16 protein-coding genes are annotated in these 18,754 nt (G+C 27.7%); 4 read left to right on the top strand and 12 right to left on the bottom strand.

The annotated features are described in order from the left end of the window. Positions 1–96 precede the first annotated feature (96 nt). A complete protein-coding gene (locus ACWPW7_RS03480; RefSeq protein ID WP_454052377.1) occupies positions 97–1,263 on the bottom strand; it encodes a bis-aminopropyl spermidine synthase family protein in 1,167 nt (388 codons plus the stop codon). Between the two features lie 787 nt (positions 1,264–2,050). Here ACWPW7_RS03480 and ACWPW7_RS03475 point away from each other — a divergent pair. Then, complete coding sequence (locus ACWPW7_RS03475; protein ID WP_454052376.1) at positions 2,051–2,539, top strand: CarD family transcriptional regulator; 489 nt, start codon at positions 2,051–2,053, stop codon at positions 2,537–2,539. Positions 2,540–2,909: 370 nt separating this feature from the next. On the opposite strand, the gene ACWPW7_RS03470 is transcribed toward ACWPW7_RS03475, so the two are convergent. Both ACWPW7_RS03470 and ACWPW7_RS03465 read right to left on the bottom strand, forming a co-directional pair. Then, positions 2,910–3,209: a nucleotidyltransferase domain-containing protein gene (locus tag ACWPW7_RS03470; RefSeq protein WP_454052375.1), complete on the bottom strand. Its 300-nt coding sequence runs from the start codon at positions 3,207–3,209 to the stop codon at positions 2,910–2,912. Between the two features lie 4 nt (positions 3,210–3,213). Beyond that, positions 3,214–3,651 carry an HI0074 family nucleotidyltransferase substrate-binding subunit gene (locus tag ACWPW7_RS03465; RefSeq protein WP_454052374.1) on the bottom strand — a complete coding sequence of 146 codons (438 nt, stop codon included), beginning with the start codon at positions 3,649–3,651 and terminating at the stop codon, positions 3,214–3,216. Positions 3,652–4,292: 641 nt separating this feature from the next. Between ACWPW7_RS03465 and ACWPW7_RS03460 the strand changes: the two genes are divergently transcribed. Beyond that, on the top strand, positions 4,293–4,889 hold the full coding sequence (locus ACWPW7_RS03460) for a superoxide dismutase (RefSeq protein WP_291562533.1): 597 nt from the start codon (positions 4,293–4,295) through the stop codon (positions 4,887–4,889). Between the two features lie 233 nt (positions 4,890–5,122). On the opposite strand, the gene tet is transcribed toward ACWPW7_RS03460, so the two are convergent. The 6 genes from tet to ACWPW7_RS03430 form a co-directional block, all read right to left on the bottom strand. Then, positions 5,123–7,078 carry a tetracycline resistance ribosomal protection protein gene (tet, locus tag ACWPW7_RS03455; protein ID WP_454052373.1) on the bottom strand — a complete coding sequence of 652 codons (1,956 nt, stop codon included), beginning with the start codon at positions 7,076–7,078 and terminating at the stop codon, positions 5,123–5,125. Positions 7,079–7,541: 463 nt separating this feature from the next. Beyond that, positions 7,542–8,510, bottom strand: coding sequence for a helix-turn-helix transcriptional regulator (locus tag ACWPW7_RS03450; RefSeq protein ID WP_454052372.1), 969 nt, complete (start codon positions 8,508–8,510; stop codon positions 7,542–7,544). Between the two features lie 6 nt (positions 8,511–8,516). Continuing rightward, entirely contained in the window at positions 8,517–9,029 is a 513-nt protein-coding gene (locus ACWPW7_RS03445; RefSeq protein ID WP_454052371.1) for a nitroreductase family protein, read from the bottom strand. Between the two features lie 252 nt (positions 9,030–9,281). Further along, complete coding sequence (locus ACWPW7_RS03440; protein WP_454052370.1) at positions 9,282–11,063, bottom strand: ABC transporter ATP-binding protein; 1,782 nt, start codon at positions 11,061–11,063, stop codon at positions 9,282–9,284. Then, on the bottom strand, positions 11,063–12,790 hold the full coding sequence (locus tag ACWPW7_RS03435; RefSeq protein ID WP_454052369.1) for an ABC transporter ATP-binding protein: 1,728 nt from the start codon (positions 12,788–12,790) through the stop codon (positions 11,063–11,065). The genes ACWPW7_RS03440 and ACWPW7_RS03435 overlap by 1 nt, the downstream gene beginning before the upstream one ends. A 685-nt stretch (positions 12,791–13,475) precedes the next feature. After that, complete coding sequence (locus tag ACWPW7_RS03430; RefSeq protein WP_454052368.1) at positions 13,476–13,832, bottom strand: winged helix-turn-helix transcriptional regulator; 357 nt, start codon at positions 13,830–13,832, stop codon at positions 13,476–13,478. A 125-nt stretch (positions 13,833–13,957) separates the two neighbouring features. On the opposite strand from ACWPW7_RS03430, the gene ACWPW7_RS03425 reads away from it, so the two are divergent. Next, positions 13,958–14,467 (top strand): flavin reductase, encoded by a 510-nt coding sequence (locus ACWPW7_RS03425; protein WP_454052367.1) that lies wholly within the window; start codon positions 13,958–13,960, stop codon positions 14,465–14,467. Positions 14,468–14,657: 190 nt separating this feature from the next. On the opposite strand, the gene ACWPW7_RS03420 is transcribed toward ACWPW7_RS03425, so the two are convergent. Both ACWPW7_RS03420 and ACWPW7_RS03415 read right to left on the bottom strand, forming a co-directional pair. Beyond that, the gene (locus tag ACWPW7_RS03420; protein WP_454052366.1) at positions 14,658–15,284 is read right to left on the bottom strand and encodes a hypothetical protein; all 627 of its coding nucleotides are present in this window, start codon (positions 15,282–15,284) and stop codon (positions 14,658–14,660) included. 54 nt (positions 15,285–15,338) lie between these two features. Beyond that, positions 15,339–15,983 carry a TetR/AcrR family transcriptional regulator gene (locus tag ACWPW7_RS03415; protein ID WP_454052365.1) on the bottom strand — a complete coding sequence of 215 codons (645 nt, stop codon included), beginning with the start codon at positions 15,981–15,983 and terminating at the stop codon, positions 15,339–15,341. A gap of 449 nt (positions 15,984–16,432) precedes the next feature. Between ACWPW7_RS03415 and ACWPW7_RS03410 the strand changes: the two genes are divergently transcribed. After that, complete coding sequence (locus tag ACWPW7_RS03410; protein WP_454052364.1) at positions 16,433–17,617, top strand: pyridoxal phosphate-dependent aminotransferase; 1,185 nt, start codon at positions 16,433–16,435, stop codon at positions 17,615–17,617. A gap of 149 nt (positions 17,618–17,766) precedes the next feature. Here the strand turns inward: ACWPW7_RS03410 and ACWPW7_RS03405 are convergent, their stop codons facing one another. Beyond that, positions 17,767–18,720 (bottom strand): hypothetical protein, encoded by a 954-nt coding sequence (locus ACWPW7_RS03405; protein ID WP_454052363.1) that lies wholly within the window; start codon positions 18,718–18,720, stop codon positions 17,767–17,769. Between the last annotated feature and the right edge of the window lie 34 nt (positions 18,721–18,754).

Below are 18,754 nucleotides of genomic sequence, written 5' to 3'. Positions count from 1 at the left end.
GCTTAAATATTTAAATAACTTTAATCATTAATAATACTAAAGATATATCATAAATGAATTACTAAAACTCATTCTAACTTCTATTATTTATTAGTATTATGCTTTTCTTTTTTCAATAAGCTGAAATATTTGATTATTACACTTATAGCAACCTTTTTCTTTTAATTCTTCTATAGTATTAAATTTCTCTGAAAGTCCAACTTTCATTATTTCGCCACATTCCTTGCACTTATAGGAGCGAACTGTTACTTTTAATTCTCCAGTGTAAATTGGTCCTTGATAACAGTTTTCTATTAAAGATTTACTGCTACTAGTAGTTTTAAGAATAATCATCTGTCCTATATTTCCAATTATTCCTGCCCCATCATAATCATTAAATGCAGTTAATATCTCTGAAATCATAAGTCCCATATCAACAAAAGATTTCTGCATGATAAGCTCAAATTCTGGAGACTTATGCGCATAAGAAAAAAATATATTAAGACCACTTTGATTTCTTAAAGCTTCGAGTCCTCTTGAAAGGAATAAGTTCATTCCTTGAAGGGTATATGGTGGATCAGTGAAAACGCAATCGAACTGCCCCTTAAAACTTTCTGATAATGGGGCTCTCAAATCTACATACTCACAATTAATAGGAAGTTCTTCCTTTTTAGCTATACCGCTTATATAATCAAGAATTCTATTATCAATATCCATTACAAAAATCCTTGTTTTGCAGTATCTTATATCATTAAATAGTTTCTTTAATAAAAATCCTAAAGCTATACTTACTAAATCATCATCACCTAAACATAAAATCCTTTTTCCTATTAATGCAGAGTTTCTAAGACATAATACTGCTCTTTTTATAGCAGTGTCCACTGTACATTTTGATTGATCTATAGTAACGTCAACCTGAGGACGATTTAAGAATATTTCACTTAAAGCTTCTTTTATTTCATTAATCTCTTTAAGATCCTTCCATGATTCAGAGAATAATTTCGTATATAACTCTTTATTCAATCCATAAAACCCTAGATTTTCTTCTACAAATCCTCTACCTTTCCTAGTAAGTCTTACCCCTCTATCCTGAACTACTAATTCACACTTGATAAGTTCTTTTTTTATAGCTGTAATTACAGGGATAGGCAAAAAAATTTTTCTAGCTAATTCTTTTGTAGAAATGCCTTCTTTAAAATATATATTAATTAATGTATTTGTTATAGCTTGTACTCCTTCATCTATATTTACATTCTTGTTTACAGTTTCTAAATAATTTTCCATTAGTATCTCCCTCTCTCTCAAATATCAGTAATTTAAAACAGGCTAACATACTGGTTTATTATTTTTTTAAAGATGCCTAACCCCATAGCCAAGTTAGAAACATTAGATAGAAAAATAAGAAAAGGCTATAGCAACATCAAGTCACTACAGCCTTTTAAGTCGTATATGTTAAAATAGTATTATTTAAAACCATAGAATGTACATATTAAAATAATACTCTACAGGTCAAAAAATCCCCTTAAGAATTTAATATAATACTTACAAAATCTACAGTAAAAAATATACAATTTCCCTTTTGGGTATAAAAATACCGCACAAAAGCACGGTTTAATAACATATATAATAAGGTTGAATGCTATCCGTGTTCTAACTTTTTCTTAAAAAATTCATCAACAAATAAACCTGAAATATCTCAGATTTTTAAAAGTTTTTAAGAAATAACTATTCAATTAGTTAGTTAAAAACACCTACACTCATAAAGCACTCTCCTTAATTTCATTTTTAATTTTAATACTTAATTATATGGTTTTTATTATAACATATAAAAATACAACCAACAATATGTAAATATATTTCCAAAACATTTTATGTAAATTCATTAGTTAATATCTTTCATTATTCCTAAATATATAACTCCATTAATTGTAATTTAAGTTTTGTTTTTTTTCAAATTATAATATTGACATGCTTGTATAGCCTATGATATTATTATAAGTTTGATAAAAAACTCCATATGTGTTATACTTAATATAATGAATATAATAAAGAATATATGGAGGCGAGTTATTTGTTTGAGATTGGTGATAAAATTGTATATACAATGCAGGGTGCAGGAGTAATTGAAGGTATAGAAGAAAAAGATTTCCAAGGAAAGAAGCAACAATATTATGTAATAAAAATGTTAACAAACAATATGGAAATGATGATTCCATCGTGGAGAATGTCTAATTCAAATATACGTTTAATTAGTGATGATTCTACCCTAAAAAACGTATTGTCTAATCTTGCTGATACAGATACAGAATCAGAGCCAACTGAACCACTTAATTCTAAGCAAAGATATCAAATTAACATGGATAAGATTAAAACCGGCTCCTTAAAAGATGGTGCTGAGGTAGTCTATAACTTAACACAGATAAATAAGGAAAAAGCTCTTAACACAAGCGAAAGCCAACTACTAATGAATGCACGAAAATTTCTAATTGATGAGATAATTTTAATTAGGAAAATTACAGAAGATGAAGCTAATGATTTATTAGATTCAATTATAAATTAATGATACTATATAAAAGTCTTTCATATAAATACAAAAATTTATATAAGTTTATATTTATCTAAATAACTATCTTATAACCTTCTTTGATATAGTTTTAAACTTTATATTGTCCACTTTTTAGATAGTTTAAATGTATCATTACGTAATCTATTCGACTTATATCCTTCATTCTTAGTTCTTTTATATATTTCCTCTATAGTCATATACTCACTATAATAGAACAAAGAGTAAAAACATTTTTTAAAATAATATAATTTTCTCATGTGAAAATTATATAAAAATTTAATACTAATATATTAAAAAACTCATTTATTTATGATACGTTTTTTCGTAACAGTTATAAATGAGTTTTTTAATAGTAATTGTTTTTTTAAAGACTACTTGTAGATTCATAGATAGTAATTCCATCTCTAAAAATTTGCTTTTTTATTTCTTCATTTAGTAAATCAAAAAAAACAATATAACAGGAATATATACCTATTATATCATTTATCTCTTCTACAATAGTCCCTCTATTCTCTTTAGTACATTCTATGCAAATATCTATATCAGAATTTATAGTTTCTGTGCCTTCGGCTCTTGAACCAAATAAAATCACTTTTTGTATTTTACTATTATCTCTAAAATACTTAATTAAACTTTCATATACCTTCTCATTAATTCCATACATTTTATCACATCATTTCATTTGAAATATTGTTTAATAATTTTTCTATTGCATCGATATATTGATTTATTATCTTGTTCTTGATTTCCTCATAATCTTTTTCATCATAAATATGTGTTGTAGAATTTCTTGATAATAAAATATCATTCCAAACATCAATATCATCAATTAATCCTTCTTTAAATGCCTGTTTATAGCATCCTCTAGGATTATTTATTTCCAATCCAGATGCTTTAAATATTTTAGATAACAATTTCCATGTTAAATCTTCTAACGTCTCATACTTCTTTATTATTGAATCTCTGTATACTTCTTTAGTTATTTCATCAGGGTTATCCATGTTGTCAAAATTGTCTCTAATATTCTTTAAATGAATTAACATTCTAAAAGTATAGTTGTATGTTAAAGTGATTGACTCATTATACTTATCCAATATACCACTCAATTTAATTCTCCTTTCAAAACTTAAAATCTTTATTATATGACTCTAAAATAAAATCTATAATAACTCTAATATAATTTACTCTTATAAGTTATACAATATTATAGCTATATATTAAATTATTAGCTATTTTACTGATATTATATCATATTATTTTTATAAAATAGATTATCATTTCTAAATATAAATACCAAATTATCTAATCTAATGTAAATAAACTATATTGGTATCTTTAATAGCGTAGTGCATCTTTTTATAGTTATCATTTTTCTATTTCCTAGTAAATAAACCTTATTCTTTAATTCATTTTTAAATTTTATTTTGGTCAATAAGTGCAAGAGAAAATTCATTCTTAATAAATTTCTTAAAATATAATATAGTTTATCTGTTCCTATACTTTATCATTTATGACAAACTTGATTATGCATAAAAAATAAGCTAAGAGTAATAATAGATACACAGGGCATCTTCAAAAATAACTACTTAGTATGCTAATGTGTTTTGCCATATTATTATTGTAATAATTTAGCAATAAACACAACTATAAATGGAAACTATACCTTGTTTGATATAAGCTATTCATTGCGTCCTTTGCTAGTTATTTTATTTCAGACGCCTAAAATTATAATTTAAGAGGTGATAAAATGGCTCATACTTTACCAGATTTACCATATGCATATAATGCTCTAGAACCTCATTATGATGAAGCTACTTTAAAAATACATCACGATCTTCATCATAAAACTTATGTAGATGGCTTAAATAATGCAGAGATGAAAATTGAGGAATGTAGAAAAACAGGTGACTACGCACTAATTAAACACTACGAAAGAGAGTTAGCTTTTCACGGAGCAGGTCATATATTACATACATTATTTTGGGAAAACATGGCTCCTAATGGTGGAGAACCTAAGGACGAAATATTAAACCAAATAAATACAGACTTCGGAAACTTTGAAACCTTTAAAAAAGAATTTTCTGCAGCAGCTGTTGCAGTAGAAGGTTCTGGTTGGGCTATACTATGCTGGAATTGTATGTTTCAAAAATTAGTAATATTAACTGCAGAAAAACATCAAGATTTAACCCAATGGGCAGTTAAACCTTTATTAATTCTAGATGTATGGGAACATGCATATTATTTAAAATATCAAAACAAAAGAGCAGCCTTCGTAGAAGCTTGGTGGAACATAGTGAACTGGGATACTGTAAACGAAAGATTTAAACTTGCTAGTAAAAAATAAATACTATAAATTTTAATAAAAATCTGAAGTTCTTACACCTTCAGGTTTTTATTTCTATTAATTATAAAATTAAGCTGACTCTTCTAGATTCTTTATTTCTATTATTAATACCTTTAATTTCACTTTTTTTCTTATTATATACGAATATATATTCTTCGAATTATTTTACCAATTTTAAAAAATAAAAGTTCATATCACTAAAATGATATGAGCTTTTATTCTTATGATATAAATTAATCTCTAATTGCATTTAATTTATGAAGTAAATACTCTTTTTTATTTAGAGGGTCATAAGTTGTTTTTTTACGCACTTTATAGGGTTCAAACTCTGTATTTTGATAACCGTGAAATTTTGTTACAAACATCCCTTTACCTCCAGTATATGATGCTATTTTTAATTTATATTCTTTTGAACTTTCTACCGGAATAAGTCCTTTTATATAAACTTCCTCATCGATAACAATAGGATTTTCAAAAGTTGCACTCATAATTTCTAAATCCCAAATCGCTTTACTTAAAACATTTTTAGGAATTCTAAGTTCAAATTCGTGTAAAGGCTCTAATAAATCTGTTTTAGCCTCATATAATGCCTCCATAAATACCATAGGTGTTACATTTCTAAAGTCTGCTGGAGTACTCATAACACTATTAAACTCTCCATAAATTAGTGTAACTTTTATATCAGTAACTTCCCACCCAAATAATCCTTGTTTACTTGTTTTAATTACTGCCTCTTCAATGGCATTTTGAAAAGATTTTGGTATTGATCCTGTTGAAACCTTTGAAATATATTTAAGTCCTTCGCCTCTACTTAAAGGTTCTATTTTTAAACCAACAGTTGCCCAAAAAGGATTTAATTCTTCCTGCATACGAATTATAGATGTACCAATACCTTTCGCAGTTTCTTTATAAATAGTTTGGATATCTGAAAACTTTACCTTTATTCCATGAGAACCCTCTAAGATAGCACTTAATATCTCCATTTGAACTTCACCAAATAAATTAATATATATTTCTTTCTGATTGTTATCTGTTCCTATCTCTAATAGAGGATCTTCTTCCGCAAGTAGTGTTAATATCTCAAACAAATTCCTATTTTCTTCTTTATTAATAGCAGAAATTGTAGTTTTCAATGTTGGTTTAGCTATAGATATATTTTTCATTTTATGATTTTTTATACCTATAACATCACCTATTTGGAAACTCTTAAGGCCATATAATATTCCTATATCTCCAGCTTTTATAGTTGATACTTCAACAAACTTGCCATTTTCTAGCGCACTAATTTTTTTAACCTTTTCTACCATATCCTTACTAGGTACACTAATTGTATCTCTTACAGATATTTGCCCCTCAAATAGCCTTACATATACTTTTTTTTCATTTACATTTGTTCTTTCAATTTTAAATACTACCCCAGATAAATCATCATTACTATCTCCACTAGAAAATGGCAAATAGCTGCAAATTCCATCTAATAAATTTCTAATGCCAAGTCCTGTTGATGCAGCACCACAAAGCACTGGATATAAACTACCTTGCTTTGAATAGAATGAAAGTTTTTCCTGTATATCTTTTTTATCATACTCTATTTCTTCAATATATGCTTCTAAAAAAGCTTCATCTAAATCTGATAGAACATTAATCATATCATCGCTAATTATATTTTCTTCAAATAAATCATTTAGATAAATATCCTTACTTCCTTCACCATTAATCTTTTGCAATCTAACTATCCTATCAGAGATAGTTGATTTTATCTCATTAATAAGCCTATCATAATCAGCTCCAACTCTATCTAACTTATTTATAAATATTATTGTTGGAATTTTAAGTGCTTTTAACGTATTAAATAGTATTCTTGTTTGAGATTGTATACCTTCTGCTGCAGATATAACTAGTATTGCTCCATCCAATACACTTAATGATCGTTCTACTTCTGAAATAAAATCTACATGTCCTGGGGTATCAATAATATTTATTTTAATATCATTCCACATAAATGATATAGCTGATGACTTAATAGTAATTCCTCTTTTACGTTCAAGGTCCATTGAATCAGTTTGTGTGTTACCTAAATCAACTCTACCAATTTCTTTTATAGCTCCGCTGTAATATAAAAGATTTTCTGTTGTAGTTGTTTTTCCAGCATCAACGTGAGCTACAATTCCTATATTAATTATTTTCATATATATTATCTCCTTAAATAAAAAAGCTGCAAATGAACACACGCCCATTTACAGCCTCATAATTATATAACCTAAATATAAACATAGCAAAAATAGGTATAAAAATACCGTGTTTAGAACACGGTTTTCCTACTATGCAGATAAGGTGTAACATGCTCATCATTATATTGGTCATTTTTAGAAATACATAAATAAACATCTACTATTAATTTAAAAATTAATTGCAGAGGAAATAAACCTTGATATACCCAAGATTTTTTAATCTATATTCTAAAAATCACCGTTATTCAGTTAGTTTAATTTAAAACTACCTCTTTTTGCATAATTTACATCACCTTTACGTTTATATTTTTTATATTTATGTTTATATTTAAGTTTAATCTTATTATACGAAATCCTCTTAACTCTTCAAGGGGTCTATTTAATTATAATTGATTTTTCAATAGAACTCATATTATTAAAATTAAATTTGATAGGTTTTATTTAATGCCTTCAATTCATCTCTTAATTTTTCCCTAACCCATAATGGTTCAAGAATTTCTACCCCTTTAAAAAATCTAAAGGCTAACGACACATAGTAATCAACTTTAGTTGTTTTCACATCAACTATATAGCTATCTTTCTCTTCTTTAACTTCTCCATATTTAAAAGATACATGATCCTTAGTACTAGGATATAAATCCTTTCTTACTCTTAGTTTTATGATTATACTATTTTTATTTTCATAGGCATTTTTAAAACAACAAGTACTATAGTAATCCTCCATATTGAAATCCTTAGGGGAATCAAATACTTCATCTAATAAAGAAATACTTTTTATTTCTTCAATGTTTACATGAATTTTTGAATTAGTTAACTCTGAAAATGCAACAATGTACCATATACCATCTTCAAATACAATTCCGTAAGGCCTTATTATCTGATCTACTAAATCTGATTCCATGTTTTTATTATGACTTATCTTTATTTTGAAATTATACTTAAGTGCTCGTTTTACAATATCGAAAACATAAGAATTTTCAATGGTAATATCATTACATTTTATATCAAAAACTATTTTCTTTTGAATATCCTCAAAATCTTCTTTAAAACATTTGTTTACAAGATTTTCAATCTTTAAGAATGCAGAATTAGCAAAAGCAGCATAACCTGGAATATCAACTATATCAACTATTTTTTTAGCAAGAAGTAAAGCAAAGACCTCATCTTTATTAAACATTATTGGTGGTATGAAATAGTCATCTAATATTTCATATCCGCCCTCACTGCCTGGATAAGATATCACAGGCACGTTGATTTCACTTAGTGCCTGCATATCTCTATAAATAGTTCTAATATCAACCTCAAACATTTCTGCTAACTCTTTTACGGTCATTTTCTTCTTATTATTTAAGGCTAAAATAATAGCCATTAATCGTTCTATTTTTTGCATATTAAATTACCATGTATAAAAATGTACCTTTGATTCATTATATCTATTTGCTGGTTCTTTCTTTTCAGCAGGATAACCAATGGATATAATTGAAACAGGAATTATCTCTTCAGGTAATGCTAGTACACTTTGAACATCTTTGGTTCTTTGTTCCATAGGATATATACCAATCCAAACTGCACCTAGCCCCTTATCATGTGATGCTAATAGTATATTTTGAGTTGCTGCAGCACAATCTTGAGCCCAAATATCGGGTTTTCCACTATAAATATTTGTATCTGCACAAACTGCAATAGCAACTGAAGCCCCTTTAAGTGGAGTAGCCTCAGGATCAACTTCAATTATTTTATTCATTTGATCTTTATTTTTTATCACTAGAAACTCCCAAGGTTGCTTGTTATTTGCTGATGGCGCAGCCATTGCAGCTTTCAAAAGCTCCTTTATGATTTCATCAGAAACTTCCCTTTCTTCATATTTTCTTATACTTCTTCTTTGGAAAATCGTATCCATAGTTTCCATAATAAAGCCTCCTTATATTTTTTATTATCAAATGTTTTATATCTATTTTCTCTTTTATATAATTTTATATTAATAATAACATAGTAATACTGACATAAACCTGTCAGTATTACTATGTTATTATTAGCTTTTTTAGAAATTCTATTTTGAAAACTAAGAATTTAAAATTAATTTATTTTAAAGTGATATAGTTACTTTTTATAAAAAATAAATAGTAGCATACAAAATGCTACTATTTATTCTTCTAATATATTAAGCTTCTTCCTTATTTGCAAATTGGCTATTATAAAGTTTTTCATAGAAGCCACCTTTTTTCATTAGCTCCTCATGATTTCCTTGCTCTATTATATTTCCTTCATTTATAACCAATATTAAATCTGCATTACGAATAGTTGAAAGCCTATGAGCAATAACGAAGCTAGTCCTTCCCTTCATTATGTTTCTCATAGCATTTTGAAGCAATAATTCTAGTCTAGTATCAACCGAACTAGTGGCTTCATCTAATATTAATATAGCTGGATCTGATATTATAGCCCTAGCTATAGTTAATAGCTGCTTTTCTCCTTGAGATATATTAGAAGCTTCTTCATTAAGAATCATATTATATCCATCTGGAAGAGTTTTAATAAAGTGATGAACATTAGCTATTTTAGCTGCTTCTATGATTTCCTCTTTAGTTGCTCCAAATCTTCCATATTCAATATTGTCATAAATAGTTCCTTTGTATAACCATGTATCTTGAAGAACCATTCCAAACATTGATCGTAGATCTTCACGTTTCATATCTCTAATATCTGCGCCATCTATCTTTATAGCTCCACCTTTAACATCATAGAATCTCATCAATAGATTTATCAAAGTTGTTTTACCTGCTCCTGTAGGTCCAACTATAGCTACCATTTGACCGCTTTTTATTTCTGCACTTAAATCCTTTATTAGTGGTTTATCATCACTATAGCCAAATTTAACATGCTCAAAGGTAACATCCCCACGAGGATTTTCAAGCTTTATTGAGTTCTCAGGATCTGGAATCTCTTCCTCTTCATTTAATATTTCAGATACACGTTCAATTGCTGCAAAAGCAGATTGTATTGTAGATGAAAGCTGAGTTACTTGAGAAAGTGGTTGATTTATTTGCCATATATAACGTATAAAAGCTTGAAGGTTACCTACTGTTATTACTCCACCAATAGCATAAATTCCTCCAATAACCCCTATAGCTGCAATACCTAGATAACTTATTAAAGAAATCATTGGAGACATTATACTTGATATAAATTGAGCCTTAAATCCTGTGTTACAAAGCTGTTGATTTATATTTTCAAACTCTTCTATAGCTTCATTTTGTTTTCCATATAGCTTTATTTCATTAAATCCAGTATACATTTCTTGAACTGTACCATTTAATTTTCCTAAAGATCTTTGTTGTCTAGAGAATAATTTTTGTGACTTACCAACTATGAATTTTGATACTAAATAGCTTAGAGGTATTATAAGTATAGCTATAAGAGCCATTTTAGTATTAATTCTAAACATCATTATAACTGCTAAGAATACAGATAATATTGAATTAACTATCTGTATAAAACTCTGTTGCATTGCATTAGATATTGTATCTACGTCATTTGTAATACGACTTAATACATCTCCATAGCTGTTACTATCAAAATAGCTTATTGGTAATTTCCTAATCTTATCTTGAATAGCATTTCTTAAATCTCTCATGGTATTTTGAATAGCATTAGTTAATAAAAAACTTGCTATATAGGTAGATATTGTACTAGATACATATATACCCGCCAAAAGCCCAAGTACCTTTGTAATATAATTAAAGTTTACAGCTGCTCCCTCTATACCTTTTCCTATATTAACTGCATCCTTTATAAGTTGTGTTGTTATTAAACCTTCTGTCATTGGTGCAACAGCATTAAAAAAAGCTGCTGATATTATAAATATTATGGCACCAATAAAAGAAAACTTATAGGTTTTTACAAAAGGAGCAATTTTACTTATACTAGCCTTAAATTTTTTCATTATGCTAATTCCTCCTTTGTAAGTTGAGATGATGCAATCTCATTATATATTTCGCAGTTCTTTAATAATTCCCTATGGGTGCCTATTCCCACTATTTCTCCTTCATTCAATACTATAATCTTATCACTATCCATTATAGATCCTATTCTTTGTGCAACTATTAAAACCACAGCGTCCCCTGTTTCTTCTTTTAATCTTGCTCTAAGAGTCGCATCAGTTTTAAAATCTAAGGCAGAAAAACTATCATCAAATATATAAATTTCTGGTTTTCTAACTACTGCTCTTGCAATAGATAACCTTTGTTTCTGTCCACCTGATACATTAGATCCACCTTCACTTATGGATTCGTCAAATTTTTTAGGTTTATGTGTGATAAAATCATAGGCTTGAGATACTTTTGCAGAATGTTCAACTTCTTCTTTATCTGCATCTTTTTTACCAAATTTAATATTGCTTCCTATAGTACCTGTAAACAATAAAGTTTTCTGTGGTATAAATCCAATTTTTTGTCTTAGAGAATTTAAATCATAGTCTCTTACGTCTACTCCATCTATCTTTATGTTACCTTCTGTAACATCATAAAATCTTGGGATCAAATTAATTAAAGTACTTTTTCCACTACCAGTACTTCCTATAAAGGAAATTGTCTCTCCCTTTTTCGCTGTAAAAGATATATTTTTAAGTACAGGTTCTTCTCCACCTGGATAAGCAAATGTAACATTATTAAATTCTACTAATCCTCTGATTTCTGTATCTTTAACTCCATTTTCTGGACTTTTTATAAGTGGATCTGATTCTAATAGTTCTTGAATTCTATCTGCTGAAACCTGCGCTTTAGGATACATAACGAATACCATTGAAAATAGCATCATAGAAAACATAGCATGGAATAAATACTCTATAAAGGCAACCAATTGCCCAACTTGAAGGGTTCCTACATTTATCATCTTACTTGAAATCCAAAGTATTGCTAAAATAGCTATATTTAATAAGAGAAAGAAGGTAGGTTGTGAGACTGCCATAAGTTTATGCAGCTTTTTGGAGATATCTGTATAGTCTTCATTGGTTTTACCAAATCTTTTTCTTTCATAATCATCATTACCAAAAGCTCTAATTACTCTTATCCCTGTTAAATTCTCTCTAGATATACGATTTAATTTGTCTAATCTCTTTTGCTGAGTTTGTGACATTGGATGAGATTTTTTAGCTATAATAACTACTCCTATTATTATAAAAGGTATTGTTACTGCTAAAACTACAGACAATGGCAAACTTGTTCTAAGAATCATTACTAAACTTACAGTAAACATAACTGGTGTAATTAATGCTATTCTAAGTAAAGTATTAGTAAATAGTAATAATTGGAATGCATCATTAGTAGTTCTAGTAATCATTGAAGATACTCCAAATCTATCATATTCACTATGAGAAAATTCCTGTGATTTTCTAAAAATATCATTTCTCATATCTCTAGTTATGCTAGTGGATATTTTTGAAGAACAATATCCAACTAATATAGTACCCATAACTCCAATTATAGATATGCCTACAAGTATAAGACCCTTTTCTTTTATATAAGCTATATCACTATTAGCTATACCCACATCAATGATTTTAGCCATTATTGTTGGAATACCTAATTCAACTAATGCAAAACCAAAAACCGATATTACATTTAACATAATAAACAGTTTATAATTCTTTAAATATTTTAATATTAATTTCATTATATTCTCTAACTCCTTTCATCATATGTTTAAAATTACTCTTAATATGAGCCTGCTGATTTATGGTATAAAGTATATTATATACTATGACTTTTTAATGTCCACACATATTTTAAAAAAATTTTGTACTTTTCATATATAATTTTTCTATTTATCTTTAAATATATACACCCTTCTACAATTGAAAATTGACGATTGACAATGGATAATTTTATTTAATTCACAATTATTGATATTTCTCAGTATTAACTTTCACCCCTGGGGTCTATAACAAAATCATAGGTTTTAGATAAAATTAAAGTAGTCACAAAATCTAAATCTGCAACTACTCTCTACATAGACCCCTGGGGTCCAGTGATATATATAACAACATTTGCACATTAAGCAATATCTTAATAACATTGTATATCTTCATAGTATTAGTATAAATTTAATGGTTTTGATCCAAACTATACTGCACCTCAATGGAACCCTTATACAATTGAGGATTGACGATTGACAATGGAGAATTATTGATACTTCTCTTTCTATAAGAGAAGTCCTAAATTTATTTCTTTTTAAAGTGACGCAGTAACTTTTATTGAAAAATCTATTTAAAGAAATTAATTTGTAAGAATTAATTTCCACCACAATTGTCAATTCTCCATTTTCAATTCTCAATTGATTAAGTTCCCCAGAGGTGATTTCATTTCTTTAAATCCTTTGATTCCCCACAGCCATTATCATCAAAATTCAAACTTCCCCATTTACACATTTCTTCTAGAATAGGCATAAGAGATAATCCCTTTTCTGATAAAAAATATTCTACTTTTGGCGGAACTTGATGGTATTCTTTACGGACTATAATATCATCAGATTCAAGCTCTTTTAGTTGACTACTCAACATCTTATGAGTAATACCTTTAACAGATTTCTTTAGTTCTCCATAACGCATAACTTTACATTTAGATAGCCAAAACATTATAACCATCTTCCACTTACCACCAATTATAGATAACGTATATTCAAATGGTGCTGAGTATACTTCTATTTTTTCATCCACTTCACTCTCTCCTTTTGGTTAGTATCTTACCTTAAAGTGCATACTATCTTTTTATTATTATTTATATAATAATATATTCAAAAGTATTTTGTAAAATAATTTATATTATGAAAGGAGATTATATTATGAACAAATTTGTAGAAATAAAACCTGAAGAGCTAAATAAAAGCCCATTTCAACTTATAGGCACAGATTGGATGCTCATTACAGCTGAAAAAGATAATAAAGTAAATACAATGACTGCATCTTGGGGTGGCTTTGGTGTTATGTGGGGTAAAAATGTAGCCTATATTGTTATAAGACCTCAGCGTTTTACTAAAGAGTTTGTAGATAACTCTGATACTTTTTCTCTAACATTCTTTGATAAAAACTTTAAAAAGCAATTAGGTTATCTTGGAACTGTATCTGGTAGAGATGAAGATAAGATTTCTAAATGTAATTTAACAGTTCAACATTTAGATAATACTCCATATTTTGAAGAGGCAAACCTTGCAATTATATGTAAAAAACTATATGCTCAGGATTTTAAGCCTGAATGCTTTATCGCAAGCGAACTAGATGAAAAATGGTATCCTGAAAAAGATCATCATACAATATATATAGCCGAAGTAGAAAAAGTTCTCATAAAAGAATAGTTTAAAATTATTACGCAAGCTTTACTTGTGTAACAATTTTTAAAATCAATTGATTCTATCATTAAAGCTTCCTTATCTTTATTTACATATATCTTTCATATATTTCTAATTTAATTATCTCATTTATATTTTCATGTTACTTGCATAAAACCAATCGTCAGTATGTGCCACTAAAAATAAAAAACTATAATTAAATAGCCTGTTTTCTCCTCTTGATAAAGGTAAGTATCATAGCTAGCATTACTAATATAATGCTTACCTTTAGTTGTATATTCAAGCTTAATCCGTTTATTAAGGTTTCTAATAAAATAATTATGACCATTGATATTGCCATATTGCTAGCTAAAGATTTCTTTTCTATTGCTAACCAAATTCCAATAATACCTACTGAAGCTACAATTATAGAAGTTATTATAATTTCCTTTATACCAAATAATATCATTGAAAATGATATTGAATCATTTAATATAGGTTTTATGCTCTCTGTAATCGAGAATACTCCTGTAACTATTATATATCCTAATATCATAAAAATTGCTGTAAGTATTCCTATAGAAAAGAATCTTAAGGATAGTTCCTTTCTACTTATATCTTCTTTTGATATTTTAAAATACATCATTGAAGATAAAGCTGTAAATAATAATACCTCTACTCCACATATAAATTTAAAAATATTTTTATATACTTGCATATCAGGGTTATTCTCAACTCTTGAAACTACAGCCATAAAATATATTAAGATAAATAGTCCTATAACAGATATCTTAAATAATTTAAAATAGTATTTTTGCTGCTCTTTTGTTATTAGGTTTAACATCTTATAACCCCCTTTACTTATTAATAAGTAAGATATAAAAAATACTTTTATATCTTATTCACATAATTCTTTATATCTTTTAATAAAATCTGACATCATTTCTTCTGTAATAATAGGTACTCCCATATTTTCAAGCATATACTTTAAAAACTTTATTTTCTTTACTATATCCTCGGGAGTTCTCTTAAATATAATTGGTGAGAGCCATATATTTGTTAACATCATTATAACTTCTGCAGATTCCTCCGGATATTCTGACTTTAATGATCCATCTATTTGTCCCATTTCAATTATATCCCTAATTATTGGAACTACACGCTTCATCATTTCTTCAATATTTCCAAATATAAAATACGGATCTTTACACTTTGATTTTATAGAAATATCCATTAGCCTACTTTCATCATCATTGATACTGTACATAAACATCATTCTCAACTTCTCTAATGCAGTTAAATCTTTTTTACTTAAAATAATTCTATTTATTTCAGAACTAACTCTTAAAAATTTTCTATCCAGAACTCCATGTAAAATTTCTTCCTTTGATTTAAAATGATGATAAACTGCCCCTTTACTCATTTGCAATTCATTTATTATGTCTTGTATGCTAGTCTTTTCATATCCCTTTTCTATAAATAATCTTGCAGATATATCTAATATTTGTTCTCTAGTTTCTTCTGGGTATTTATTTCTTGCCATTATTTATCACTCCCCTTACATACCACCGGTCGGTATGTATATTTTATTTTATATCTTTCTAAATGTCAATTAATATAAAATATTATTATATACGATAACATGATGTCTCATATAGTTCCTTTTAACTTTAAATTTCCCCTTAAAAATAATATAATTATTAAAATCACTCAATTATGAAAAATCAAAAAACTCCCTTAGCGAAATTCTATCCTCTATGTTATACTATTAGTGAGCAAAGATAGATTTTTAATTTAATATCAGAAAATTCAAAAATTCTATCTTAGTGAAACTAGGATATTAAACTAAAGAGTAAATTATGCTATACAGAAAAAACAAAAATCCATTTTATGCATAGCCGAAGAGACAATAAAATTGATTAATTAATCTCTTGTAAAGCAAACATTAAGGGTAATAATTTTAATTTATATTTTATTTGGGGGTAATTTAAAATGATTTCAAATGATATGGTCAAACTTGGAAAAAGACGCTCTATTATACGTGATATTTTCGAATATGGAAAAATTAGATCAAAAGAAATAGGAGCAGAAAATGTATATGATTTTAGTTTAGGAAATCCTAGCATTCCGGCACCAAATTGTGTAAAAGAAACTATTATAGACTTACTAGAAAAAGAGGACTCTATACTTTTACACGGTTACACATCAGCTCAAGGGGACGTTAATGTTAGAAAAACAATTGCAGATTTTATCAATAACAAATATGATACAAAATTATGTGCTGATAATATATATATGACTGTTGGAGCAGCTGCATCTCTTACTATATCTTTAAAAGCATTGGCTGTTCCAGGAGATGAATTTATTGTTTTCACTCCATTTTTCCCTGAATATCGTACTTTTATTGAAAGTGCTGGCGGAAAGCTTGTTGCGGTTCCATCCAATGAAGATGATTTTCAAATTGATATAGCAAAATTCACTGAAGCAATAACACCGAAGACTAAAGCAGTTGTTTTCAACTCTCCTAACAATCCTTCAGGAGTAGTTATATCTAAAGAAAATATCATTGCACTTTGCAAAACACTTAGGGAAAAATCAGAAGAATATGGTCATCCTATATATTTAATTTCAGATGAGCCTTATCGTGAATTAGTATATGATGACATTGAGGTTCCATACTTAACAAAATACTATGACAATACCTTAGTTTGTTATTCCTTTAGTAAATCTCTTTCATTACCAGGAGAAAGAATAGGATATATTGTTGTATCTAATGAGATGGAAGATGCAGAAGATGTATATGCTGCAGTATGTGGTGCAGGAAGAGCACTTGGATATGTATGTGCTCCAAGTCTATTCCAACGAGTTATTGCAAAATGTATTGGTGAAACTTCTGATATTACTATTTACAAAAAAAATAGAGATCTGCTTTATAATGGGTTAACAGAATTAGGCTTCCAATGTATAAAACCAGATGGTGCATTTTATTTGTTTGCTAAATCAATGGAACCAGATGCTAATGCTTTCTGTGAAAGAGCAAAAAAACATGAACTATTATTAGTTCCTTCTGATGATTTTGGATGCCCAGGCTACGTAAGAATTTCTTATTGTGTTAAGACTGAACAGATAATTAATTCTATGCCAGCTTTTGAAAAACTTGCAAAAGAGTATAAATAGTAAGTAGTTACTATGTCAAAGGAAAGAATTAGATAATTTATAGTAATTTTATTTAACACATTTTTATAATAAAAAACTTTTTATATAAGATAACCGCCCAATAACTAACAAAAGTAATTGGGCGGTTTTTAGCATTATATAAACGAATTTTATATACATTTCTTTAAAAAAACTAATTGCTTATTTCTCATGTTTAAAGATAAATTTATAAGTATATCTCCTAATATCATTATCCATGAAGTTATCTTAAATTTAGTTATTAGAAGTATTAATGTGCTTAAATTTACTATTCTAAAAAATGTCCTAGATTTAGTTTTCATATACACATACTTGCCTATAAAAGAATTGGCATCTTTTAAGACAACATACAATAATGTATACTTAATTGATATAGCGATAACTCTAATATATGCTATTTTTATATGATAATTTAATAAATTTAAAACTTCTAAAGAGGCCAAATATGCAATTGCCATGATGATAATGTTTTTAGAACAACACATATAATAACCAACTTTTCTATAGTTCTTAATCAATTTAAATTTTTCATTTCCATATTCATTTAAAAGCTTTAATTTATTTCCTAGGACTAAAGTTCCTAAGTATGTAACAACTACAGTACCGGCAGGAACACATGCTATTAAAACATATAAAATAACTTGTGGTTTTATATATTTAAAGCTCCATGAATTAGCATATCCTTCAAATTCTTTTATAAAGCTATATCCTATAAGTTTAGAGAAATATATATCTATAAATATCATTAATATACAAGCAAATATGGAACAATAACCCATATCATCGATAATTTGGCCATCCTTTTCTATGAATATGCTGCACATGAGCCCTAGTATCATACTTTGACTCATCCAAATACCTGCTCCTATGTTTCCTATTCCTAATATTATAATCGTCAATGATGTTATTGCTGATAATGCTGTATATTTAAATCCACATTTTAAATATATAAGACTAATAATTAAAGGAACTAGTATATCTAAATATAGCGAATATCCAATACCAGTCCCTATAGCTATCACGCTTAACACCACAAACAACGCAGATAACATAGCCGCTTCTACCATGTCTTTTGTTTTAAACATTTACTCACCTTTTTCTATAAACTATAGTTTTTCT

This window comes from Clostridium sp. Marseille-Q7071 (genome assembly GCF_965112025.1).
This window is presented reverse-complemented; position numbering and strand designations above follow the sequence as displayed.

Coding starts and splice junctions, on each gene's coding strand:
- ACWPW7_RS03410 (WP_454052364.1), top strand. CDS start 16,433: ATGATTTCAAATGATATGGTCAAACTTGGAAAAAGACGCTCTATTATA.
- tet (WP_454052373.1), bottom strand. CDS start 7,078: ATGAAAATAATTAATATAGGAATTGTAGCTCACGTTGATGCTGGAAAA.
- ACWPW7_RS03420 (WP_454052366.1), bottom strand. CDS start 15,284: ATGTTAAACCTAATAACAAAAGAGCAGCAAAAATACTATTTTAAATTA.
- ACWPW7_RS03435 (WP_454052369.1), bottom strand. CDS start 12,790: ATGAAATTAATATTAAAATATTTAAAGAATTATAAACTGTTTATTATG.
- ACWPW7_RS03480 (WP_454052377.1), bottom strand. CDS start 1,263: ATGGAAAATTATTTAGAAACTGTAAACAAGAATGTAAATATAGATGAA.
- ACWPW7_RS03445 (WP_454052371.1), bottom strand. CDS start 9,029: ATGGAAACTATGGATACGATTTTCCAAAGAAGAAGTATAAGAAAATAT.
- ACWPW7_RS03415 (WP_454052365.1), bottom strand. CDS start 15,983: ATGGCAAGAAATAAATACCCAGAAGAAACTAGAGAACAAATATTAGAT.
- ACWPW7_RS03450 (WP_454052372.1), bottom strand. CDS start 8,510: ATGCAAAAAATAGAACGATTAATGGCTATTATTTTAGCCTTAAATAAT.
- ACWPW7_RS03460 (WP_291562533.1), top strand. CDS start 4,293: ATGGCTCATACTTTACCAGATTTACCATATGCATATAATGCTCTAGAA.
- ACWPW7_RS03440 (WP_454052370.1), bottom strand. CDS start 11,063: ATGAAAAAATTTAAGGCTAGTATAAGTAAAATTGCTCCTTTTGTAAAA.
- ACWPW7_RS03470 (WP_454052375.1), bottom strand. CDS start 3,209: ATGTATGGAATTAATGAGAAGGTATATGAAAGTTTAATTAAGTATTTT.
- ACWPW7_RS03425 (WP_454052367.1), top strand. CDS start 13,958: ATGAACAAATTTGTAGAAATAAAACCTGAAGAGCTAAATAAAAGCCCA.
- ACWPW7_RS03405 (WP_454052363.1), bottom strand. CDS start 18,720: ATGTTTAAAACAAAAGACATGGTAGAAGCGGCTATGTTATCTGCGTTG.